Here is a 25,043-nt window from a genome sequence, read left to right on the forward strand (position 1 = left end):
CTTAACAAAACCACTATTTTGTTAAATCACATTACCTTTCCCAAAAATCTCTTCTAAACCATCACGCATACTGTTTACATGTGACTTGCTTACCCTCATACTTTCACGTGCCGTTTCTAAGAAATTCCTGGGGACACTATACCATTTGTCACCGTAACCCTTTATGAGATTTTCAGCCAAAGATTTAGAAATATCATAACCCCAACCTACCCATTCATATTCTTCATTCCTTGTAGCATTTGGTGAAATTTCAAGCACACCATTAGAAATTAAATTACTATCCATAGTTTCAGGATCAGCAATACTGCCTGTTCCTATTGGATTTTTCATTCCACCATATTCATTTCCTGCTCTGCGATCATATGAGAGGGGAGTGCCACTATTGTAAATGTCTTCTGATACTGCTGTAGTAATTTCATTTTTTATTGTGTCTGTAAAATGTTTAGATTGTAATGTTTCATTAACTTTTTGCTGGATATAATTATTTAATTCTGAAATTGACTTAAATGACTTATTCATTATTAATCATCAACTCTCTTTTTAATATCTCTTCTATATTATCAAAATCCCAATAAGGTATTTCAATTAATTTTATATTATTATTCTTACAGTAATCTCTTTTAATTTGATCACGTAGTTGAACAAGATTAAATTGTTTTAAAGCCCATTCTTTACCTTTATTGGCAAAATCAATTGGTTCATAATGCTGAATACCCTGATATTCAATAGCAATAATATGATTTGATAGATAAAAATCAAACTCTAATGGTTTTTTGTATTTACAATCAGGAAAAGTATGATGATATATGTTATCAATACGAAATATCATTAATATTTTACTAATTTCTTTTTCACCCTTAGATTTATTACAATGAGGGCATCCTTGTCCAGTATTATTTCTACCGCAAATTGTTGCTTTCCACTCATATCCACATTTTTTACATTTCCACCAAACTTTTTGATTACTTCCAGGAGTATATTCTTCTGGTTTTTTATTATTTTTTTCACAATTCCATTCTTCGCAAAGTTCTGGATTAATAACTAATAAGTTATATTCTTTTGAAGGTAGTTTACCTATACAATATGGACATCCGTTACCTATGCTTCTATTATAAATTGTCGATTGCCATTCATGCCCTTTCTCACAAATCCACCAAACCTTATCTCCACTATTAGGGCAATACTCTTCTGGTTTCTTTTTATTTCGTTTATAATTCCATTCTTCACATAGTTTTGGATTACAAGTTAATAAATTATAATCTTTTGTTGGGTATCTACCGTAACAATATGGGCAACCACATCCGTTATTTCTTGAACTAATTGTTGCTTGCCATTCATGTTCTGGATTTTTACTACATTGCCACCATACTTTTTGATAATTTGTATAAACAACATCATATGGTGTTAAATCTCCATTTTTAGTAGGATGCCATTCAGATGCTAATTTAGGATTTTTAGTTGCTAAACAGTTTGATAATCCTATATAATATCCTGTACAATATGAACAACTTTCATTATTATAAATATCATCCCAAGATTTAAAAAATATTTCCCCACAATCATCTTTTAAACATTTCCATTTAAGTTTTTCTTTATTTCCTTTATATTCTTGTTTATCTAATAATTCAAGAGATTTATTATTTAATTTACACCAAAGTTTTATATTTTGAATTGTATAAGTATTATATATACTAAATTTTCTAGGAGTTCTATTTGATTTCAAATTACTTAAACTAATATTGATAATATATCCCTCTTGTGTTTTTGCTAATAAAACTTCATTATTACCATTATATTCATCAAATAATGGAATTAAATCTCTATCGATAAATTCTTGTTGTACTTGTGCTAAAGTATATTTTCTACTCATTTTCCAACACTCCTTACTAGCGTCATCCTTACATTTACACAATAAAAAAGAGTGGGTGTAAGGTATCCCACTCTTGTCAGTTAAGATAGCGACTCTTAACCTATTTTTATTGAATTTTGTATCTATTTAATTAGTATTTTAATTACCTTGCTTATTAAACATACCTTTTAATTCAGCAATCTTATTTACGTCCAACTTATTCACATCTTTTACTAACGATTTAGATAAAGATTTTATTTGTTTATCAGTGGGTAATTTATCAATTAATTTGTCAAGTTTATTTGCCAAAATCCCTTCGATACTATTATTTAACTTTACAATCTGAGCAAGTTCAAAATCCACTAAATCTAATATGAATTCAACCTCACTAATAGGTATTTGATTTAAAATCCATTCTATTCCCACATTCTCTGCAAGATAATCATAATCTTCAATTAAATTTTCTGAAAATTCTAGGTTAGTGTAATTCACCAAAAAAGAAACATCACTGGTAAATTTTTTATAGAAGTAATCTATCTTATATAAATTGCTTTCATCATCTATTACAATACAACTATCTATTATTTTGTTCGCTATTAATTGTTTTTCGATTATAGATAAATATTGTTTTACTTCTATTAAATCTTGTATAGATTTACCTTCTTCGATTTTTGTTTTTAATTCATAAATTTGCATATTAATAATACCTCCAATATATTTATTTTAATAATTTAATTATAATCTAAATTTACAACACTTTAAATCTTGAATTTCTTCTTGGATTCTTCCTTCTTTTGCTTTGACCAGTAAACTACATTTCCCGTCTTTATATCTTTTACATTGGATGCAACTAGATTCAAATTGATCTAATTGAGATACATCTTTAAATATACCTATGTAATCCACTTTCTTGATTTCCATTTCCACTCTTGGGTTTTTACCATCATACCAAATACCCTGGACTCTTTCACATAATTGATTATCATCTATCCATATTTTTGCAGACTCAGTTATTGCATCTGCCATGCATTTAAAATAATTATTTGCATCCATATCTACTCTAGGAAAATAGAAATATGTATCCATATAATAGTGTTGAAATTTATTCTCTGACTTCATCCAGTTTTGTAGTTTTGCTTGTTCTGTAGCATATTTAGTAAAATCTTTTTGATACTTCGTTGCTTCTGAAGTTTTGTAGGACATTGCCATTGGTTTACCGTTTTTAATTATAGCTCGATAGGCGAGATAGTGGTTTACACTGGGACTTATGGGGGATACAAGTTTTAAAATTTGTTCTGAAATAAAAATCACTCCAATTTATAAATTCACACTAAAATCTAAAAATACACAAAAAAATAAATGCCCATTTCTAGGCATTCTTAGGGTCTAATATTTGAAGCAAATCGAGGTTTGGTGATGATTGATTAAAAAAATATATAAATATTTAGGGTAGACATTATATATAGATATATCTACCCGTAATATTTATATTGCTAATCTAAAAATTAATAGATTCAATTGGTGCATCTAATTTATCAATTACAATTTCAGTACCAATTAATTCAGGATTACCAATCCCTTTTATAATAGGGATTTGTACGGTTTTATTATCAACTTCTATAAATAAAGTATCATAATCATATTTACCAACTTTAAAGTCTATTACTTTATATTCCATAAATTAACCTCCTAAATATTAAAAGTAATAAAGGAGAGTAAAATAACTCTCCTAATAACTAATTAATATTTTATCATTGTAACCATTTTACTTGAAGCATCTTCTTTAAGAACTTCTATATCCATATCAAATACTGAAGGATCACCATCTGATTTAAATTCCATTGTAAATCCGGGCTTTAATTTTGCTTTATTGATAACGATTTGAAATGCTTCATCCTTACCAGTATTAGCATTTCTTACAACAGTATCACCAACAATTTTATAAGTTGAAGGGAATTTATCAGAAGTGATTATATAAGTTTCTGCGGAAGTACCTGATTCATAAGTATAGTATGCCACGACTTCCTTGTTCGCCCATGCTACATTAGTTAAAGTAGTGCCAGATAAAGTACCAGCAGCAAGAGGAGTCCCACCATCATCAGAAGCTTCATATACAAGGATATCAGCAGCAGCTTCATTAGGTGTAAATGCTAATGTAATTGCACCACCAGAAGTAGCAGTTAAAGGATAATTAACTCCTTTATTAGTCATTACACTATCAACTGTTTCCCATACAGTAGATTGACGCATATGGATTGTTGCTGCCCCAACAGTCACAGCATTGCCGGAAAGCATAGAAAATGATTTAGGACTCATTAGGGCATCCTGGACTTTCATGCTTGAAGTCCTATTGAAATCCCATGTCAAAAGTTTTGGATTTCCCTTACCACCTCTTGCATCAGATTCATCAGCAGCATTTTCAAGACTAGAAAGTTTTAAAGTATCACAAAACAAAACAGGTTTACCAGTTACAGTATCATAGAAAGTTACATCCATAACTTCCTTTACACCAAATTTTGACATATTATAATTCCTCCTTAATTATATTTATAAAATAAAAGAGACTAATAATAATTAATCTCTTAATTGGTATTATTTAATTTTTGACATCCAATGTTTTAATTCAATTTTCTTTGGATCGCCACCAGCTAATAAACTACGAATATTAATATTAAAATCTTCAAGCATTTTCATTCTATTAAATTGATTATTAAATTGATAAATAGTTAAATCCCATACATTAAAAAGATTTATATTATTACCATTAGCACACAATATTGATACTAAATCAGATAATGTTAAAGGTTCACTATCTCCATCTGCATTTTTAACTTTAGCAAGAACTTCTCTTGCTTTTTGACGTTTCTCTAAAATTTCTTTTGCTTTAGCATTAGCAGGATTTAAATCAGTATCCATAGAAGAAATATTATTTAATTGTTTTATTAACTCAACAATCTCATCAAAATTATCCCTATAAATAACTCTCTTACTTTCACCACTTATAATTTCATTAATGTCACCAAAATAAAAAAACCCATCTCCAATAGAAACAGGTTCTTTAAAAAATAACTCTAACATATCAAAATACTCTTTAAGAAAATCTTTATGATGCAAACAATTCTCATATATAATATCAAAATTTTTAATTTCACTTAAATCAATATCTACACCTTGATTTTCTAAATATGATTTATCAATTGTTAATAAAGTAAGATAATAATTATATTTACTGTAACCCAATTCAACTATTTCATCTAATGTTAAAGGATGTATTGTGCCAATTTCTATAATAATTGGTTTTCCTCTAAGTAATTTTAATTCCAAATCTTCTTTACTGAACATTTTAAATCACCTACTGAAAATCGGTGAATTTATATGACATCATTGCACCAAAATAATCATCATTTACTTGAAAATCTCCACCACCATTACTTAATTCTAAACCAAATACCCCAACATCATATTGCTTATTAAATAAAGCATCAATCTCACTCAAAATATAATCATACCTTAAACCTACGTCTGTTGGAATCAATGATTTATGCATAAATATATAAAAAGTTACAATTCCAGATTTAAAACAATTATTAATATATTTAAAATTTCCAAAAGACATAGTGATATAAGATTTCGGTGTTGTTTCAATTGAAGGATTTACTCTCCAAGGAAAGATTTGTGTATAAATTAAACTTGTAGAATCAAAATTATTTGGCAGAGGTTGATTTAAAAAGTCACGGGTATTATTAACTAATGCTTTAACTAAATCTTCATTGGTAATCAGTTTATATGCAATATTATTTTTATATTGTGTAAGTTCTAAAAAATGGCTCAATAATCCACCTCCTTTAGAATAATGGTTTAATCTGCACAACATATTCACTATAAACCGAACCATCATCACTCTTACTTACTCGAACCACAACATATTTACCAACATAACTACTATTATTTGTTGCTTTTAATGTAATACTTCCACCATCTTGAGATACAATAGTAATATATGAATTGCTAGATTCATCTTGATTAGATACATTCCAAACAACACTCTTACTTGAATCTAAAACTCCATTGTTATATACACTAGCATTTAAAGTAATATTACTATTTAATTTAACCAAAGTATCTCCCGTGATTGAAACAGTATAATTATCTTGAATTTGTTCAGTTTGGACAGTTAAATTCAAAGTATCTGAAATACCATTAAATGTTACCGTTATTACTGTCGTACCTTCTGCAATACAAGTCAAAACTCCATTTGAAATAGTAGCAACTTCTGTATTAGAGGATTGATAAGTTAGGGTAGGGGATGTAACTTGTTGTGAATTATCAGTACAAATCACATCTAATGTTAAAGTATCGTTTACATATAATGTTGCATCACTGTTTTGAATATCAACAGTATAAATATGATTCACTACACTCTCGGCACTAAATTTCAATTCAGCAACCAACAGCCCAGGTTCAATAATGTCATTCAAATCTTTAATACTATAACTCTGTGTTCCAATTTTATAAACCTCGTCCCTAGCAATTAACCTAGTTATTGCAGTATTAGGTAATCTCATAGTAATAGTACTTGATGGCATTTCAATATAGGTGTTTTCATCTGTACCTAGTTGAGAGGTTTTTATACCAGATTGTATGACACAGGGGATTTGGTAGGATGTGTTGTTTTTGTAAATGGTAATAGTTTGTGTAGATAAATATACTTTCCCATATTGAAATACAGGATTTGTTTTATCAACCTCAGTACACAACCATGTTTTACTATCAAAAACTATTAAATCACCAACATCAATAACTTCATTAGGTTTCATTTGTATTGTTTTAATATAATATTTATCACTATCAATTATCTGTATATCGGTGGCAGTTGTTGAACCATTAAAATATGCAGAACGGAAAGATGGACTATTATTAAAATTGTTTAATATACCATCTTTCATTAAATTAATTTGTCTATCTCTTGTGGTATTGCCATTAATTTTTAATTTACGTTCATATAATGTCCAATCAATAGACAATAGTCCATCCTCCTTTCAATTATTTTAATAGGTTTCAGGGGTAAATCTTTCCCATGCAACATCATCTTTGTTTCCTGCAGTTGTACATATATAATGATAAGTAGTATCTTTAACAATTGTATTAACTTCTGGACAAGGAGTACCAAATTGACCTCCACTTAATGCAGTAACATCTACACCGAAAGATGCATTTGTGCAGGTAGTAGCTACTGTAATTGCATTTCCTTCTGTACCAACTATATGATATGCAAGACCACAATAATCATGCTCATTGCTATCTACTCCAACAGATGCTACAACATTGTCTAGAGTGGCAGTAATAGCAGTTACTAATTTTGCAACTGCATTTACGGATGTTAAAGTTGTACCTACAACAACAGGAATGTTAGTAGGTTCAGCAATATCACCAGCAGCAGCAACAAATTCAAACACTGTACCATCAATTGTAACTGTCTCTGCCGCAACAACCACATCAGTAAAAACTAAACTAGCAGTTGCATGTTTTGGATTCACCGGAGCCGATTCTGCGAACCAACGACTTTTAAGATACCATTCTTGATATATCAAAATTAAAAACCTCCTTTTCTAAAATTGTTTCAATATTATTAAATTCCCAATACGGAATCCTTAATAATTTTATATTGTTATTTTTACAATAATCATTTTTTAATTTATCATGATGTTGTGTTATTCTTAGTTTTTCTAAAGCATCTTCTTTATTTTTATAATTATATGGTTTATAATGTAATTCACCATCATACTCAATTAACATTAATAAATTATTATCTTTATCAAATATAGCAAAATCAAAAGGTAATTTATTTTTATCTCTACAGTTATTAAATTTATATTGAGATATAAATATAATATCTTTTAATATTAAATAATTACTAATTCTTTTTTCTCCTTTTGATTTTTTACAATTAGGACAACCAGAATTTTTACTAAGAAAATTGTTTGGTGTAACTTTAAAAATATAACCACAAGTATTATGTTTCATTTTTACATATTCTATCGCACTTATATATTCAGATAAAACTCTATACTCATCTCCAACTGAATTGTAAACATCTAATAAAAATTGATTATTTGACTTTATTTTATTTATACCAACCATTTTCATTGTACAATCATTACACTTAAAATATTTACTTCTTGTTCCTATCTCTATTATATTTCCGCAAGAACATTGGATTTTTAAAGAAGTCTTGCTGTCTATATAAGATTCGGATAATAATATAGAACCATCTTTTTCAACTAACTTCTTATAATAATTAAACTTCTTCCACTGTAAATATGTTTTATTTCTTTTTTTACATTCTGGACAGTTATATCTACCTGAATGAAAACGGGCAAATGTTTTTTGTGTTATATTCCCGCAACGACAAATATAATTCAATAAAGTATCACAATTTATATATTCTTTAGATAATAAAATACAACCGTATTCTTTAAATTCATTATAAACTATTTCATATGTAAATTTTGTTTTTCCCATTAATTTCTCCTTCCTTAATAAGAGACAAAATGGGAAAGAGACTGTGCCTAAGGAAACACAGTCTCTACTATTACCCCATATACGTTTCGAACCATATATGAGAACCATATTAAATTAATTTTTATATTTATCTATCAACTTTTTAATAATATCAATACACTTAAACACTTCAGATTTTATCACTTTATGAGTATATTGATTTTCGGACAAAGATTGTAATGTAGCGATCAAAGATAAGAAACTAGCATCTTTTTTTAACTTCAAAATCAAATCCTTACTGCCTAATAATTCAAGCACTAAAGAATCCAAGTAAGACCTTAAAGTTTCAGGTTCGCCCTCACTTATAGGTAAAATTTTGTACACACGACCAATCAAAAAATTTAAATAATTTAAAAAGAACTCGTTATCTATAATGTTGTCAATGTTTACTTTAACCATTATGAATCTCCATAGGTATATAAAGTATAGTCAACGATCATTCTTGATATTTCCTTGTCGAGTTCCTGATTTAAAACCGTAAGTCTCAATAAATGCTCACTTTGTGAAAACATCTTCCAATCTTTATTAGTCATCCTTTGTTGCAATAATTCAAGATTATAAATCTTATCATTCAACCAATATTTTCTCATTATTGTAGCAAGAATTAATTTTTCTTCTTCTGTAAGAGTTTCATTAAATTGTCCCTCTATTGCTAGTTCAGTTTCATTTGCTTCAATTGCTTCAGTTCTATCAGTTAAATCTTTTTGACAAGCCTTAAACCTTGTAATAGCTTTTATCCTTAAATCATTTAAAATACTTAATCTTTCTGCTTCAGTAAAATCTAAAAAAGTATCATCTTTTATATCAGCAAGAAACATATTGTCAATTTCACTATATAGGGTTGCCATATATTTCCAACCCCTTTACTTTATATTAATAGAATTATCAACTGGTTTGCTATCAGATTGTAAAAGAATATCTAACTCAATACCCATTTCTTTTTCGATATAATTTTTTATCTTAATAGAATCAAGTTCACCATTCTTAATCATTTGTGCAGCTTGTTCTACTACTGAATTCTTATATCCACTAGGTAATTTATCAAATTTCTTTTTGAATTTATTAAAATCAAGTCTTAAAATATCTGATACATTTTTCAAACCAAGAATCTCTTCATAATGTTTAAATATGTTTGCATATTTCAAAATCTCAATTTCATCATCTTCAATGATTCTTACCCAAGGTTCTGTTACAAACCTAGAATCTGAGTTTTTAAGATTAATAAATTCGCCTAATTCTATATAATTGGTATCTCCTGGTTTTTCCCATTCAATCTTATATCCAATCTGACGTTTAGATACATAAATCAATTTACCACTTGCTATATTTTTAAGACAAATCATACGATTAAGATCAGGTTTAAATTGTTTTGTCGATTGTTTATTTGTATCACTTTTTTTAGATGAAGTGTCTAAATCAATCAAATCTGTTAAATTTAATGTTTCTTTTATCTTTTCAACTTGATTATCTTCAAGATTTGATAAATGACTTTTAACATCTATATCTAATCCTTGTATGACTTCAAGTAATTCTTTACTTTCAACGTTCAATTCTTTTGCTAATTCAAAAACTTTCACAATAAACATCCTTTCATTCCAATATAATTAAAAGGAGAGGATATACCTCTCCTAAAAATTATATTTATAAATTAATTATAATTATGCAGAAATTTCATATTTACCAAAGAGGTCAGTTATAACTACACCAGTACCATACTGGTTGGCACAGAAATGATCCTGAGTCAAATCTTGGTTAGCAAGAGCATCACCAGCAATAATTCTCATTTCACCTTCAGTTACGAATTTTACAGGTTTTGCATCAGTAGCAACTATATAAATATCATTCTCAGAAAGTTTGAAAGTATATGTGCCAACGGTATGAACCTGTTTAATTCTCATCATAGCAGTACCATTGAAACTACCATAGAATCCCATCTTATAAATATCTTCTTTGGCAGAATCGGAAACTGTAGCAGTTGTGACTTTTCTTAAAGCCTTACGGGTTCCTGCAAGCATAGCAGTTTTGCCAGTTGATGCTTCAACATGCTCAATAACATCAAGCATTGAATCTTCATCAAAAGAACCAGAAGCAGTAAATCCAGCAGGTAAACCAGAGAAAGCACCAGTGAATGCGGTGTAAACATCATCATTGATTTTAAGTCTAAATGCTTTATCTAATGCTTGAAGCATTTCATTAAAATCTACTCTACCACTCAAGAGACGAGACAAATGTTCGTATATCTTGATGCCTTTCCAAGAAGTGGTAATGGAAGTGTTAGTTCCAACGTCCATTCTCTGTCTACGGAGAGATTGGGTTCCGTCTGCAATTTGAGATATTACAAGCATAGTCTTGTCGGGGACGTAGAATGAATTCTGATCGCCCAATGCGAGGTTTTTATACTCCACAAAGTTTTCAAAGAAATTATCTTCAGGAAGTCCTTCAAGAACGGTATTCTGAAGTATCTCTTCCATAATTTCAAACATCTGTGCACCATTTCTACGAAGGGATTTATAATCTAATTTGGTTGAACCACCGTTGAGTTCTATGAAATGCTGACGCAATGCCTCTGTTGCATCGGATTTACTAAATTTATCATGTGAAAATTTATTTTTATAAATATCTTTCGCTAATTTTACCAAAGTTTTATTATCTTCCATTTTACAATATTCCTCCTTATTATATTAATAAAATAATTACCTAACCATTTCCATTTCAATTACATTCAATACTTTTGTACCATTATAAACTTCTCTAGCAATTATTTTTCCACGAAAAACTTCTGTATTAAGAGATGTTGCCAGTATTTCTGTCCATTTGACACCAGTAGCAGAAGGAGTTACATAGTTATCAACGGCGGGAATGTCATCCGTATCGTTAATTTCAGTAATCACATCATCAGAAATACTAAAAGTGTCACCAACTTCAAGGGGTACTAAAGTAATATTTGCTCCAGCCGCATTTTGAAATTTATCTAATGCACCAGAACTTTTTAAAGTCTCGTCATAAATAATCTCCGGAGTTGCGACAATGTATAAATTTCCAGCCGTAATCGCGCCAGGAGCAACGACTTTCCATAAATCTCTTTCACCGGAAATAAGAGAATCTAATTTTACTATACAACCATTATCAATAGCAGTAGGAGTAGTACCTACATAGTACCGTCCACTCTTAATTCCACCAGCTTTAGTAGCTTTAACTGAATCTGTTCTTACGATTCCGTATGCCATATTATAAATTCCTCCTTTAAATTTTTAGTTCATTTTTTAAAATTTCCTCAATATTATCAAATTCCCAATAGGGAATACGAAGCAAAATTATATTATGCTTTTTACAATATTCATTTTTTAGTTCATCATGAATTTGTAAAGTTTCAAACTCCTTCTTGGTCATCATACCTTTAACCCATTCATAATGTTGTTTCCCGTCATATTCAATCAACATTCTTAATTGGGTTTTTTCTTTGTCCCAAAATACAGGGACATCAAATTTAAGTAAACCTCCTCCAACGCCCTTTAAATCATCAAAAGTATATTGGGTGTGATGTGGAATATCATATTTTGTAAGTAAAATATCTAATTGTTTCTCTCCTTTAGATTCTGCACACTGGGAACAACCTCTATTATTGCAACTTCTACTGAATATTTTTGCTTTCCATTCATACCCACATTCTAAACATTTCCACCAAGCGTACTTATTACAACCATAAGTTATATCATAGGGAGTTAAATCACCATTTTTGGTAGGATGCCACTCTAAGGTTAGGTCTGGTCTTTTAGTAGCGAGACAGTTTGATAATGTTACTTGCGCCCCTACGCAAACACCACATCCATTACCACTATAAATACCACTCCAATCAGCTAGAAAAATTTCTCCACAATCTTCTTTTAAACATCTCCATTGCATTTTAGTTTTTGCATTGCTATAATTTGTACTTATTAACTCAAAAGGTTTATTATTTAATACACACCAATTTTTCATATTTTGAATTGTGTATGGATTAGAAACATCAAATTTCATTGGATTGCTTCTTAAAAATACCGATATACTTTGAAAATAATAATAACTATCCATATCTTTAAATGTTAATTTTGAAAGCGCATTCTTATATTTCAAATCAATCAAAATATAACCTTTTGCTAATAAAGTTTCCTTCACTAACTCATAAGTCCATTTAGTACCACTTGTATAACCCATAAATTCCTCCTCATCCTTGTTTACAAACAAAAATAAGGAGAGGGAAGGTTTTTATCCTTCAAATCTCCTTTTATATAAAGAGGTAGTGGGAACATACCCCACCAGGAGTAACCTCCAAATCTTAATCAATATTAATTATCTTTTTGAATATTTTTCAATAAATTCATCAACATCATTTGTTTTAACATCAACCTTACCGAAATCTAACCTAACCTTATCATTCTTATTTTTATCTTTTGGTTTTGCTGAAAAATTTGCACTTTTCATACCAAGAATTACATAGCATTCTTTTTCTAAATCTTTAAGTTCAAACTCTGATGCAGTTTCTTTAAGTTTTTCATATTCTTCTACACCTTTAAGTTTTTCATCAAATTGAGAGAAAAGAGTATCTTCTGCTTCTTTACGTACTTCGGTAAATACATTCTGTTGGAATTCACGCAATTTTTCAACTTCTGCTTCAAGAGCAGAATAATTACTTCTCATTTTATCAAGATTATCTTTTTCTTCTTTGGTAAGTCTCTCTTGGAAAAGTTCAACTCTATCTCCTTCAAAAGATACAATATCATCTTCTTTTTTATACCCTTGACGATATATTTTTGTTCCTTCCCAATTCTCATATTCAAAACGATCATCATAAACCTGATCTACAAAATACCATTCATTATCTTCATTTTCTATAGGAGATAATAATTGATATAAAGCATATCTTATCTCTGAATGTGAAAGTTCAAAAGATTTTATGAATTTTTCAGGTTCATTATTATCTTCTTCTAAATTATTATTTGAATATAATTCTTTTAGTTTTTCCTCAATTTCTTCAAATTGCATTTCTTCTATATTAAAAGGTAATTCTTCTTGATTTACCTTATATTCAGAAAGCAAAGTAATTATCTTTTCATCCACTTTACTACCTCCTTCTTCAGTTTTATTTATATCATAATTAGAAAGAGTTTCTTTTAACTCTTCCATCATTAAGATAAACCTTTGTTTTGTATTTTCTTCAAATGTTCCAGTAGTAGCTAAAGCATTTTCCATACCTGTACCCAAATCTTTGTTTAAAAATGTTATGCCTTGATATCTATAGTCGGTTATATTAAACACCTTTTCTTTGGCATTGAAATTATAGGCATCAACAAGAATTTCCATTGAGAGTTTAACATCTTCATCTCTCTCAATAATATCCTGGGCATAATTTGAATACTCTTTCCACACATACCCATCAACAAATACATAATTTTTCCCATTATATTCACTTATTTCATGATTGCATGTTTCTGGAATAAGACCAATCGGAACTTCTTTATAAATTAATTTATACTCTCCCTCTTTAACTTTACTAGATTCTAATTCCATATCATGACCACCAAATTGAGGTTGCCCATCTTCATCAAATATTACATTTGCAAGAATAGGAATATTTTTTATAGAACCTTTTGCATTTTCCATATCTGATACTACAAATGCTGATTTATTAGGATTTACACCATCATGGCACACTCTAAGTCTCATTTTAATATATTTCTCAGAATCAAAGGATTCATCAACTTCATATGTAGTAGTAAGAGATAAATGTTGTAATTCTAGTGCCTCACTCAATACCTTATCACCACCTTTATTAAAAAATCATTTTGTTACTAAAAGTAAATTGGTTTTTATCTATATTATTAAAATTAAAAGATAGGGTAGGGGAGTTTTCAAAAATAAAAAAACCATTGGTAGAAACCAATAGTTTAAATCCTTTTTGTATTAATTTATCTTTTAATTCAGAATTAAAACAGTGAATAAATTTCACATTAGGATACCTCCTATAAATCTGTTATTTACTCTAATCTACCAACTATACAATTTACACTTGCCGGAATTGTTACTGTTTTTCCAACTGTACCTCCAATTTTAGTTCTATAACCATTGGCAGGAACAGTTAATTCAATTCCGTTTACCGTGAATTTTTGTGCGGTAGTTTCAGAATGATAGATTTCAATTGCATGAATGTCTTTAGTAAAAGTTATTATATTTGAAGATGCATCTGCTTGTGTTTTTTGTTCAACGAGGATACTACCTCTTGTATTTTTTAATACTTCTTCATAAAAACTCAAATTATTATCACCTCTTTATGGAATTAATTTAAAATTTATATTCTGTTATCAGGGTTATTAGTATCAAGTTCCTGTCCTATTTCTGTATTACCCTCTATGTTATCACCCTTACTTGGTGCACCACCTTTATTAGAATCCTGGTATGCTGATTTAAGGGGAACAAACTTCTCTGTAATTTTCATCACATCATTTTCCAACAACATTGAATTCATCACATCGGAAGGGGATAACCCCAATGAAGCACAATAATGACGTTTTACAGGAAGTCCAACTGTACTTGCTTCTCTGTAAATAGTTGCTATTTCATTCTTGTTGTATCTTGTAATATCCAAGAAAGTAACTTTAAAATTAATTTTTTTATTTTCATCTTTTAATTTACGATTCAACCATCTTTCAAATTGACGAAGTACAGCAAACACCGTATTTTCATCATTAACAATAGCTTTATTTAAAGCAGCACCAGATGCTTTATCACTATTGAAAATTAATTTAGGTACACCTGCAGAATTATAAATTGAATTCTCTGCCAAACTAACTCCGTCTAAATCTTTTTCACTTTTATTAAGTTTAATAGATTCTACCGAATCGAAGGGTGAAAGGGCGATCCCGATTTGCTCAGGTAAATTATTTGCCATAAGACCATAATATTCTTTTGCAATATCTAAACTTAATGCCCATGCATTTTCCCTATCTTTAGCATCTGCTTGATATGGAATCTTAGCAATAAGTAACAAATAATTCTCTAACTCAGATTTTGACATTTGCAAATCTTTATATTCGTACAAACTATAAATATCTTCAAATATTCCTGCCAACGGGGGAATTGCATAATCTGTATTTGATACTTTAATACAAATAGTATTACGAGAATCTAACTCTTGCCATCTATAATTTTTCTTGTCTGTTTTATATATTTCATATTTTTCTTGAAATTCAGGAGCAAATCTTTCTAATTCTTTAGGATAAGCATTAAAATAACTAAAATCATAATTGTAATTATAGCAACCATCTTCAACACTACTTATAGCACAATAATCAGGATTAAGAATATCAAAAAAGAACGAATTTTTAGTAGAATAAATATATCCATATACAACATCATCAATAAACGCTTTATATATTAGTTTAGAAAACTCATGTTTAATATTCATTGTTTCTAATAAGTTCAATGTTGCTATATATTTTTTTTCTATAGTTTCTATTAATTCTTTTGTTACTTTATAGTCGGTTTGATTATAAATATCCACAATATAATCAAAAGTTAACATTGTAGCAAAATAATCAATTAATCTTCTATAGTGAGAAGAACTATCTAATAAAAACCTAGATAAATCTCTAAGTTTTTTTTCATACTTTTGAGGATTTGCCAACCATTTTACTACGTCTTCTTTTTTAAAAGATTTATTAAAAGTATAAGTTGGTTGGGTATTATTGTTTAAATCCTTCTTTATATATTTAGCAAATTGTGCAAAATGGAGCATCATGTGCTGAAACTGTTGATCGTCTTTACTTAATGGTTGGTCTGTTTTAATAATTTCTTCATTAGTGGGCAAAATGTCACCACCTTTCTTGTAAATAATATATAATATTTATATTTTACTTTTTATCTTTTATGTATCTGAGGTTTTTTAAATTGAAATATATCTTGAATATTGATATTACTATTGGTTTTCTTTTTGTTTTTAACTTCATAATATCTAGCAACCCACCAAATTGCTTGAGAAAAACTTGAATAACGGTCTTTTCTCTGAGATTTAGTCATTGTTTTTAATCCAACATTATTGCCTTTCATATCAATTTCTAACTGCATCATCTCTTGAATAAGAAAATCACTTTGATAATACTGAACCAATAAATCACTTTTAATTTCAGGAGTAAGTTTCTTCCCATATTTAATTTCTAAATTATTTTCTGCTTCCATTGGTGTAGTTAATAATCTTACTGATTTTGTTTGTAAATGCCCTAATGTAGTATTATGAATATCATTATATAATTCAGAAGTTACCACTTTCATCAAGTGTAAAATAGGTAAAGCACCCTCAGTCTTTTCTCCTTTTGATTCATCTCCATTTACTGAAACAACACTATAAGGTTTATATGTTTTACCATATTCTTCATCTTCAATTGTATCAGTTAAAAAATCGGTCAGTCCCTGCCCCACACCCCCTGCATCCAACAGGACAGCCTTTACTTGATACTTATCGACCAATCTTTTAATTTCAATGGCTTGATTTTTAAAATGCATTATACTATTAATACTTGTATTATTCTTATTTGAATCTTCATAAGCATAAATAGCAACAACATTCTTATAAAAAGTACCATCTTTTTTAGGAGTACATCTAACAATCATTGCTATACTAGCATCATTAGCACTACCACCCATTCTACTAACATCATAGGAAAGTATATAAAAATCATCTTTATGATTTTTAAAATCCGCTTCTAATTCACAATACTTAATAGTTCTACAAGAATTAATAACATCTAATTTAAAGAACGATTTCTCAGAAAATTTTATCCAAATACTTCTATATTCTCTATCAAAAGATATTTGAGAAAAAGAAGGGTCTTTCTTAATAGAATCAATTTTAGATTGTTTTAACAATCCATGATATAAAGGCAATTCATAACTTGATCCTAAAACAAAATATGTACCATTACCTGTATATCTAGGAGTCTTACACATATTTTTTAAAAACTCAATTTGCTTTCTACAAATATCTGTATCATAGAATCCAGCGGTAGTAACATACCAAACCTGTTCATCAAATTCTACTGGATTCTCATACCCTGTACATGTCCTTCTTTTAACATTAAATAAAGGCAGTATAACCTCATTCATAGTTGTAACATCAATATCAAATGCTTCTTCAATTGTGCCTAGGTGTTTTCTTCCACCACGAGAGGTGTTGTGACATCCAACAATGTTTAATTCAGAATTACTATATGTTTTTAAATCAAGATAGTCTTTACCTATACTTAGACTCATTATTTCTTTTTCTAAAGCAGGAAATAAAGATTTAATTTCATTAAACTTTTCATTAGCAATATCTCTACCTTGTTGTTTTGAACCTGCTGCGGTAACACTATTTTTTAATCCAGGTTTCATAATATCTAATAAAAAGTTTGCTAATATCTCAACAAATGATTTACTCGCACCTCTAGTTAATGTATCAAATACATATTGGTATCTAAAAAACACTCTAAGCATAATTCTTTGATAAGGATATAATTCAAAATGACTATCTGCTGGAGTAATCATATCAATGAAATAATCTGGATATTTTAAGAAAAAACTTGCCCAAAGCATAAATTTATCTTGATTCGCTTTTAGTTTATTTAATTTATCTGCTTGTGATTTGTCTTTATTATAAAAACTATTAAATTCTGGATTATTTGTATTATATCTATTTTTAGTATATTTTTTATTATCAGTTTGAAAAGTATGATTATTAAACGCCATCTATATCACCAATATCTTCATCAATTATATCTTCATTCATTTCTTCATCTGCAATTTGTTCTATATATGGGGTAAATACAATTTCCTGCCCTTTTTGATAATCATATGTCATAAAATTTTTAACTTCACCTAAAGATATTTCTGGTAATCCTAATAATGTTCTATTGTAATTAATAAACATAAAAATAGCATAATCAATATCATCTATAATTAAATCAGGAAAAGTAGGAATAAAATCATTACTCTTTTCAATATACTGAAAAAATGTTGCAAAATTAGTTACTCCACCCATTTTATCTGATTCAGATAATTGACTAGGTTTTAACTTACCAGAAGCCATGTAATTATCAAATAATCCACCCCATTTACTTGCTTCTTGAGCATTTCCTTCTCTTATTGCTTCAATATTTCTTAATTGATATAAACAGGCTGTTTTTAGATATTCTTCTTGCGATCTATTATCAATATCATAACTATTAAATAGGTTTTGATATAAATCTTCCAGCATCATATATTGTTCTGGCTCGAACCCATTCCCCCATTTAATAATCATATCTCTAGTAACTGTAAAATCATCGGCTATATCTACATAACCTACTTTATTACCATCAGTATTATTTTGATTAAAATTTATTTTACCAATTTTATTTTCTTCATAATTAAAAACAGAGTCTTTCCATGTAAAATTTTTATATTGTTTAAGACTGTTAATGTTTTTGAAGTATAGTTGTATTGGATTTGCTTTTTGATATTTACCTTCTTTATTGCTTTCATCATATGCATACTGCAAAACATCTTTTAAAAATGGTTTGTCAATCTTTTGAAGCAATTCTGTAAATTTATTTATATTAAAATTATTATCTTCATCACAAGATAGTAAAATGCAACAATCTTTACAAAATTGGACTCTGCCAGTATTAGCATGATAAACACTTGCACTAGCATAGAAATCAGTTGCTTTTTTAGTGGTTTCACAATTTGGGCAATATATTTCTGCCACTAATGGTTTCTTCTTTTCTTGAGGTTTTCGCCCAAGTTTAGGCATACCACCACTCTCCTTTAATCCAAATAAAAAGAAGTTAGTATTTAACCAACTTCTTTTAAATCTTTATACTTACCTTTGTTATAGTTATCTATAAATTCATAAAATTGTTCAGGTGTATTGTTACCGTAACCAAATTCCAAATGAAATTTTACATGATATTTATTTTGCATACAAATACCTAATGGATATCTATAATGTAATTCTAAACACTTATCTATAATTGTTTGTAATTCTTCTTGAGTATACCAACCAATACTATCATATAAGGGTAATTTAGTTTCACTTAATGCATCTTGTATAATATTATCAAGACTATATAAATGATGAATAACATCAAATCTTTCACCTGTAAAAAAACATTTATAATTGGAATTTTTCATACTATCAAATTTCCACTGTTTTATATTTCTTCTAATTTCTAAAGATAAAACACTAATGCCACCTTTATAATTAGGATTTAATTCTCCAAATCTTTGACTATTATAAAAAGGATTATCCGAACCAATCCATTTATTTTCTTCCTTTTTCCTTATTGATATTAATTTACCTGCATCTTTATTTATTCTATTTTTAGTTTCTAAAGTTTTATATAATCCTAACTCTTTAGCCTTATGTTCTAAAGATGATACGTTTCTATCATTTAAAAATAATTCAATTATCTCTAAATTTGAATAATAAGGATAATTGATTATCATCAAATTTATTTCTTCATCTGTCCAAGGTTTAATAGGTGAGTTTATTCTAAATAATTCCCCTTTACACTCTCTACAAACATTTCTCAATCCATCAATAGTTCCTTTAATATCCGTAGGAAAATAATCTTCACTACAAGGTAGATATCTTTCACATTGTTTACATAATTTATATTGAACATCATCAATATATTTGTGTTTAATTTCATCGTAATTTTTTATAACTTTCTTTTTTCTATGTATCCCAAACTTACTTAATTTATGTTGTACTGCTTTATGAGTTCTTTTAACTGATAATAAATTTATAATCTCATCAATTTCTAAATCTTTGCCCTTCTCTCTAATAATATTTAAATCTTCTTCACTCCAAGGTATTGCATTTCCTATAATCATATTTCATTACCTCTTTCTACACTTTTTATCTCTCTACACAAATAACCACAAAACAAAAAGAAGAGAGGTGTGCAGAGATAGGGAGCGACCCTAAAAACCTCTCTTCTTTATCCACAATATTTTTATGGATACAAAAAACACCTGATTATTAACCAACCAAGTGTCTTATAATTCATAAAAACTTATATTTATATTATAAAAAATCATTATAAAACTATAATTCTATTGATATTTAGCACCCATTGATTTAATCTGTTCATTTATACTTTTTAATAGATTATTTAAACCTTCTTTTGATAAATTCTCAGTATTTATATTAATAGTTATATTAGGTGCACAATCTAGTGTATTAAGTTTATAATCAATTGCTTTTTCATATTTATTAAGTTCATTATCTAAATCTTGTAATGATAAATTATGTTTTTCTTCACTTTCAACTACAATATGATTAACAATCTCATTCATAAACTCAATCAAACATTCCCTAATACACCCTGGACAACCACCAGTAATATCTACTAATTCATCAACATACCGTTCAAGTGTACAAATCGGGCAATCACATTGTTCGTTTATATCTTCATCTCGTTCTTCTTCACATTTACAATAATTTTCATCATTAATTTCTTCATCACATTCATCCTGAAAATTATTCAAACTATCCAACATCTCTGCATATTCATCAAAACCGCACTCATTGCCATCTATATAAAACTTAGTGGCAATATGGCTACCATCTTGATTATCGAAATAGTTATTAACTGTTAACTTCAAAATATTAATCTCCTTTAATCCTTTTATTTTTATAATTTAAATAAAATTATTATTCATCTTCATAATCTTCATCACAATACTCCTCATCTTCAGGAGCATTATATTCAAAACCAATTGCGTTAATTTGTTCTCTTATATGTTGATCACTCAATTCAGGATAATCTTTTAAGAGTTGACAATTGGTAGCCTGGATATTAGCATTGTGAAATACAATTTTTTCACTCTGTTTAGCAGTAAATACTTCTAAAACCATGTCCAGAGCAGGGAAGATATACTTCTCACAGAGCAATCCAAAAAATAATCCTATAAATATGCCTAATAATATATTAATTAAGGTCATATAAGTACCGTTTTTAACCTTCCAAATTAAATTTATATTATCTATCTAGACGAATAGAATATGTACATTCTCTTCCTTCTTCTTTATTAAAAACCATAAACTTTTGTGCTGGCTTGCTGGTTTTTCTTAACCGTTTTGCGTACTCATCTGTCCCGCACAAGCTAGAATTTACGATAACTTCACAACTATGTATTTCATCTTCTTGACTATGATGATAATGACTTAAAAAAACATAATCAGGGAATTGTTTAACCATCATTGCCAAATCAGATGTAGCACTTTTTACACTGTCTTGATGACCGTGTACCATAAAACAAGTATATCCACAAACATCAACAACCCCAATACTACTATCTAATTCATTTTCAATAATAGAAATATTAGGTATATCTTTTAATCTAGGTTTTAAATACCAAGGAATAAAACGAGCAAAAGATTCATTATCTATTGCTTCTTTTTTATTAGGTGTAACTCTACTGTGATTATCTAAAACACTATAGAAATTAACTTCTTCAAATTCATTTGCAAATTTACATAATACTTCTGCTAAAATCTCTGAAATAAATTGAGTTTGTTCAATCACATCTTCAGTATTTGCAATTCTAACGGTAACGTGAATTAATCCTGATACAAGATCATTGAGATTTACAACATGAAGTGTTTTAATACCATGAAATTTACCATATTCTATAGTTTTCATAGTCAATCTATTAATTCTCTTTAAAAATTCTTCTTTGTTATATGTATTTAAAAAATTCTCAATTTCTAAACCAAAGTGAAAGTCTGAAATCAAGAGTATGCCTTCTTTATAATTACCAAACTTATAAATTGGTTCCCATTCTAAAGGTTTTTGTTTAGAAACATCTAAAGCAACTTTTTCTATGTGTTCTTTAATATGGTCTAATCTAGCACTTTCTCTTAGAAGATTAAAATACTCTCTTCTTTGGTCTTGAAACTTTATTTTTTCTTTTTCAAATTCAATTCGTTTATTATTCAAATCTTTTAAAACGTCATCTTCAGTAATATTTTCATATCCTTCTTCTTTAAGTTTAGATATAATTTTTCTTACACCATAAATACGTTTCCTAGATTCTTCTGAAGATAATTTTTCATTAAATAATAAATCCCATATTTCAGATTTATCAATATCAATAATATTATTTTCTTTTGCTTCTATAAGACGATCACAATAATCAAGAAAATTTTCATTATCTTTCCTTAAATATTCCATCCTTTATCTCCTTTATTTTATTTAAAGGTTAATTATGGAGCTGGATGTAGGACTTGAACCCACAACATTCTGAGTACAAAACAGACACTCTGCCAGTTGAGTTAATCCAGCATAAATTTAAAAAGTGGGTATCTGCCTACTTAAAGTAAGTCAAATCCCACTCTTTAAAGTTTCCCACTAAGGCAGGGACTCTCCATAATAGGTAAGGGTAGTTGCTACTAAAGTCAACTCCCAACAAATTAATATTGCATCTACTCTTATACTTCATTGAGAACGCTCATCTCCATATAATTTCGATGCTACAGAGTCCATTTAAGGACAAATCAGTTTAATCGCCACAAGAGGAATATATTTATTCTTTCTCAATCAAAACTTTTTTCTTTTCAGGTTTATCTAATATCAAAGTAATAAAAGTTAATCCATTTTTACTTACTACTTTAATTTTTTCAACTTCATTCATAATACTTTCGGCTATTGGTAATTCAATATCAGTATCATACGTAAAATCATTTATTACTGAAGAACCACTAACCTTAATACCATAATCAGTAGTTTCTACAATTACATCTTCAGGATTAATACCTAATGTTTTTACTGTGCAAAGATAAGTTTTATCATCTTTCTTTTGCCAGTAAGAGGGTAATAGGTCTTTAACTCTTGAGTTAAAAACAATTCTTTTAGGTTTACCAAATCCCAAAGTAAAAAATTCATCAAAAACATCATCAAAAATTCTAGTCATAAAAAATTCCTCCTTAAAAATTTAGTTTAAAATTAATATATTGATAATGCCCAAATAGAGCAATTATCCAAAATAAAAAGTAAAAAACTATAAAATTATATTAATAAAATAATTAAAAATTATCCATTAACCAATTTCTTCAAAGTCTTCGATGGTTTAAACCGTATTTTCTTTCCTTCTGGAATTCTAATCTCTTCACCCGTGGCGGGATTGTGTCCCATGCGTGCAAGAGTAGGTACTACTTCTACACTCCAATTATCCATAAACTGAACCTTACCATCTGTTATAAGTGCCTGTTGCAAGGTTTTAAGAAAGGTATCTACTTCAATACCTGATTCTTTCTTGGTTTTGTTTGCTACCTTCGTGTATTCCTCAATAAATTGTGTTTTATTCATAAAATTATTCTCCTTTTATTCTTAATTTTTATTTATTATTTAATCAAACCAATCCATTTGACTTACCATTTTACTAATTTCACTTCTATAATCTTCTATCATATTTACCTGTGCAGAATTTATTTTATCTTTAAAATTATCACTAGCAACAGTTAATCCGTTTCTATTTAAACAATATTTATTATCAATTTGAGCAGTAGAACCATCTAACAAAGCAATAGTATCTTCTCCGATTCTTGATAATAATCTTTCCATTTCAGAAGGAATAAAGTCCTGACACTCATTAATATATAAAATTGATTTACGAAGTGACCTGCCTTTTGCAAATTGAATAGGTAGTATTTCAAGTTTATTATTTCTAAGTAAGATATCAGTAAGATTGTCTTCTGAAGTGGTATCACACAAAACACCTAAAAGTGGTTCGCACTTATCTACTACATCACCAGGGATTGCAGGAAATTCTTTTCTACCTTTAGGTGGGGAATCACTTTTAACAAAATATAATTTATTTACTTTTTCTTTATCAAGCATTTGCAATGCCCAATGTATCATAAGAAAACTTTTCCCTGCTCCCCAAGTTGAATCTGTAATTTTAATTTTTACATCATCATTTTGAAGCATATGTATAAATGCTTTTTGATAAATATCTAGAGGTGTTATCTTATTCACATATTTATTAGTAATTGGTTTTATCTTTACTTCTTCAAGATACCTGTTATTCCAAACAAATAACTTCTGTTCATTGGATGTTATATTATTAATAATCACATATTCATTAGGATGAAGATTATAAAAATCTGGATTTTCAATTAAATTAGTACATTCTTCTTTCGTTAATGATAATTCTCGAATGCCAGTATATTTCTCAAAATTCTCATCTTGCCCAAACTCCTCAATTGGCAACCCCAAGCATTCACACTTGTATTGAAAATTTAAATCGTTACTAAGACAAATCAAATTACTATCTTGGTTATATAAATCTCCATATATACTAATTATTCTATTATCATTACTATCTAACCCAAAAGAATCAGGTAATTTAAAATCACCATTCTTAATACAATACTTAATTTTATCTTTGTTTTGTTTAATTAATCTATGCGCTTGTCTTGCTTGAAATTGTTTATTTGGGTCTGAAGATGTTTTATGCTTATCTAGTTCAGATAAAACCACATCACAAATATAAATGGTGTTATCCTCACTAAATAATTCTATTGAATGAGACATTAATACATTTGTATCTATGAAAAAATGTTTCATATATTCAC

29 protein-coding genes and 1 tRNA gene are annotated in these 25,043 nt (G+C 28.4%); all 30 read right to left on the minus strand.

Going from position 1 to position 25,043, the window contains the following annotated elements:
- Positions 1–21: 21 nt before the first annotated feature.
- Positions 22–519 carry a hypothetical protein gene (locus tag LLF98_RS02090; protein ID WP_291700364.1) on the minus strand — a complete coding sequence of 166 codons (498 nt, stop codon included), beginning with the start codon at positions 517–519 and terminating at the stop codon, positions 22–24.
- On the minus strand, positions 512–1,870 hold the full coding sequence (locus LLF98_RS02095) for a zinc-ribbon domain-containing protein (protein WP_291700365.1): 1,359 nt from the start codon (positions 1,868–1,870) through the stop codon (positions 512–514). Before LLF98_RS02095 ends, LLF98_RS02090 begins: the two co-directional genes overlap by 8 nt.
- Before the next feature lie 138 nt (positions 1,871–2,008).
- On the minus strand, positions 2,009–2,545 hold the full coding sequence (locus LLF98_RS02100; RefSeq protein ID WP_291700368.1) for a hypothetical protein: 537 nt from the start codon (positions 2,543–2,545) through the stop codon (positions 2,009–2,011).
- Positions 2,546–2,584: 39 nt separating this feature from the next.
- On the minus strand, positions 2,585–3,058 hold the full coding sequence (locus tag LLF98_RS02105; RefSeq protein WP_366512065.1) for a RusA family crossover junction endodeoxyribonuclease: 474 nt from the start codon (positions 3,056–3,058) through the stop codon (positions 2,585–2,587).
- Positions 3,059–3,347: 289 nt separating this feature from the next.
- Positions 3,348–3,527, minus strand: a complete 180-nt coding sequence (locus tag LLF98_RS02110) for a hypothetical protein (RefSeq protein WP_291700372.1) — start codon at positions 3,525–3,527, stop codon at positions 3,348–3,350.
- Positions 3,528–3,589: 62 nt separating this feature from the next.
- Positions 3,590–4,372 carry a hypothetical protein gene (locus LLF98_RS02115; protein ID WP_291700373.1) on the minus strand — a complete coding sequence of 261 codons (783 nt, stop codon included), beginning with the start codon at positions 4,370–4,372 and terminating at the stop codon, positions 3,590–3,592.
- Positions 4,373–4,441: 69 nt separating this feature from the next.
- A complete protein-coding gene (locus LLF98_RS02120) occupies positions 4,442–5,191 on the minus strand; it encodes a hypothetical protein (RefSeq protein ID WP_291700375.1) in 750 nt (249 codons plus the stop codon).
- Between the two features lie 10 nt (positions 5,192–5,201).
- On the minus strand, positions 5,202–5,681 hold the full coding sequence (locus LLF98_RS02125) for a hypothetical protein (protein ID WP_291700377.1): 480 nt from the start codon (positions 5,679–5,681) through the stop codon (positions 5,202–5,204).
- 13 nt (positions 5,682–5,694) lie between these two features.
- Positions 5,695–6,873 carry a hypothetical protein gene (locus LLF98_RS02130; RefSeq protein ID WP_291700379.1) on the minus strand — a complete coding sequence of 393 codons (1,179 nt, stop codon included), beginning with the start codon at positions 6,871–6,873 and terminating at the stop codon, positions 5,695–5,697.
- 24 nt (positions 6,874–6,897) lie between these two features.
- Positions 6,898–7,440, minus strand: a complete 543-nt coding sequence (locus tag LLF98_RS02135) for a hypothetical protein (protein WP_291700381.1) — start codon at positions 7,438–7,440, stop codon at positions 6,898–6,900.
- Positions 7,415–8,371: a hypothetical protein gene (locus LLF98_RS02140; protein WP_291700382.1), complete on the minus strand. Its 957-nt coding sequence runs from the start codon at positions 8,369–8,371 to the stop codon at positions 7,415–7,417. Before LLF98_RS02140 ends, LLF98_RS02135 begins: the two co-directional genes overlap by 26 nt.
- A gap of 114 nt (positions 8,372–8,485) precedes the next feature.
- On the minus strand, positions 8,486–8,809 hold the full coding sequence (locus LLF98_RS02145) for a hypothetical protein (protein ID WP_291700385.1): 324 nt from the start codon (positions 8,807–8,809) through the stop codon (positions 8,486–8,488).
- A complete protein-coding gene (locus LLF98_RS02150; RefSeq protein ID WP_291700387.1) occupies positions 8,809–9,258 on the minus strand; it encodes a hypothetical protein in 450 nt (149 codons plus the stop codon). Before LLF98_RS02150 ends, LLF98_RS02145 begins: the two co-directional genes overlap by 1 nt.
- A gap of 15 nt (positions 9,259–9,273) precedes the next feature.
- Complete coding sequence (locus LLF98_RS02155; protein ID WP_291700389.1) at positions 9,274–9,987, minus strand: translation initiation factor IF-2 N-terminal domain-containing protein; 714 nt, start codon at positions 9,985–9,987, stop codon at positions 9,274–9,276.
- A gap of 81 nt (positions 9,988–10,068) precedes the next feature.
- Positions 10,069–11,067, minus strand: a complete 999-nt coding sequence (locus LLF98_RS02160; RefSeq protein ID WP_291700391.1) for a hypothetical protein — start codon at positions 11,065–11,067, stop codon at positions 10,069–10,071.
- A gap of 36 nt (positions 11,068–11,103) precedes the next feature.
- Positions 11,104–11,637, minus strand: a complete 534-nt coding sequence (locus LLF98_RS02165) for a hypothetical protein (protein WP_291700393.1) — start codon at positions 11,635–11,637, stop codon at positions 11,104–11,106.
- 16 nt (positions 11,638–11,653) lie between these two features.
- A complete protein-coding gene (locus LLF98_RS02170; RefSeq protein WP_291700395.1) occupies positions 11,654–12,604 on the minus strand; it encodes a zinc-ribbon domain-containing protein in 951 nt (316 codons plus the stop codon).
- A 135-nt stretch (positions 12,605–12,739) separates the two neighbouring features.
- Positions 12,740–14,200 (minus strand): hypothetical protein, encoded by a 1,461-nt coding sequence (locus tag LLF98_RS02175; RefSeq protein ID WP_291700397.1) that lies wholly within the window; start codon positions 14,198–14,200, stop codon positions 12,740–12,742.
- Between the two features lie 224 nt (positions 14,201–14,424).
- Positions 14,425–14,700 carry a hypothetical protein gene (locus LLF98_RS02180; protein ID WP_291700398.1) on the minus strand — a complete coding sequence of 92 codons (276 nt, stop codon included), beginning with the start codon at positions 14,698–14,700 and terminating at the stop codon, positions 14,425–14,427.
- Between the two features lie 35 nt (positions 14,701–14,735).
- Positions 14,736–16,253 carry a hypothetical protein gene (locus tag LLF98_RS02185; RefSeq protein ID WP_291700400.1) on the minus strand — a complete coding sequence of 506 codons (1,518 nt, stop codon included), beginning with the start codon at positions 16,251–16,253 and terminating at the stop codon, positions 14,736–14,738.
- A 50-nt stretch (positions 16,254–16,303) separates the two neighbouring features.
- Complete coding sequence (locus LLF98_RS02190) at positions 16,304–18,166, minus strand: hypothetical protein (protein ID WP_291700401.1); 1,863 nt, start codon at positions 18,164–18,166, stop codon at positions 16,304–16,306.
- Positions 18,156–19,211 carry a hypothetical protein gene (locus tag LLF98_RS02195; protein WP_291700403.1) on the minus strand — a complete coding sequence of 352 codons (1,056 nt, stop codon included), beginning with the start codon at positions 19,209–19,211 and terminating at the stop codon, positions 18,156–18,158. Before LLF98_RS02195 ends, LLF98_RS02190 begins: the two co-directional genes overlap by 11 nt.
- Before the next feature lie 41 nt (positions 19,212–19,252).
- The gene (locus LLF98_RS02200) at positions 19,253–20,296 is read right to left on the minus strand and encodes a hypothetical protein (RefSeq protein WP_291700405.1); all 1,044 of its coding nucleotides are present in this window, start codon (positions 20,294–20,296) and stop codon (positions 19,253–19,255) included.
- Between the two features lie 222 nt (positions 20,297–20,518).
- A complete protein-coding gene (locus LLF98_RS02205; protein WP_291700407.1) occupies positions 20,519–21,070 on the minus strand; it encodes a hypothetical protein in 552 nt (183 codons plus the stop codon).
- 49 nt (positions 21,071–21,119) lie between these two features.
- The gene (locus LLF98_RS02210) at positions 21,120–21,410 is read right to left on the minus strand and encodes a hypothetical protein (protein WP_291700409.1); all 291 of its coding nucleotides are present in this window, start codon (positions 21,408–21,410) and stop codon (positions 21,120–21,122) included.
- A 37-nt stretch (positions 21,411–21,447) separates the two neighbouring features.
- The gene (locus LLF98_RS02215; protein WP_291700411.1) at positions 21,448–22,641 is read right to left on the minus strand and encodes a hypothetical protein; all 1,194 of its coding nucleotides are present in this window, start codon (positions 22,639–22,641) and stop codon (positions 21,448–21,450) included.
- 35 nt (positions 22,642–22,676) lie between these two features.
- Positions 22,677–22,752: transfer RNA gene (locus LLF98_RS02220), tRNA-Thr, on the minus strand.
- 241 nt (positions 22,753–22,993) lie between these two features.
- Complete coding sequence (locus tag LLF98_RS02225; protein WP_291700413.1) at positions 22,994–23,380, minus strand: hypothetical protein; 387 nt, start codon at positions 23,378–23,380, stop codon at positions 22,994–22,996.
- Positions 23,381–23,499: 119 nt separating this feature from the next.
- The gene (locus LLF98_RS02230) at positions 23,500–23,775 is read right to left on the minus strand and encodes an HU family DNA-binding protein (RefSeq protein ID WP_291700414.1); all 276 of its coding nucleotides are present in this window, start codon (positions 23,773–23,775) and stop codon (positions 23,500–23,502) included.
- A 39-nt stretch (positions 23,776–23,814) separates the two neighbouring features.
- On the minus strand, positions 23,815–25,035 hold the full coding sequence (locus LLF98_RS02235) for a PhoH family protein (RefSeq protein ID WP_291700416.1): 1,221 nt from the start codon (positions 25,033–25,035) through the stop codon (positions 23,815–23,817).
- Between the last annotated feature and the right edge of the window lie 8 nt (positions 25,036–25,043).

It is taken from the genome of Clostridium sp., assembly GCF_021372645.1.
Taxonomy (GTDB): Bacteria; Bacillota; Clostridia; order Clostridiales; family Clostridiaceae; genus Clostridium.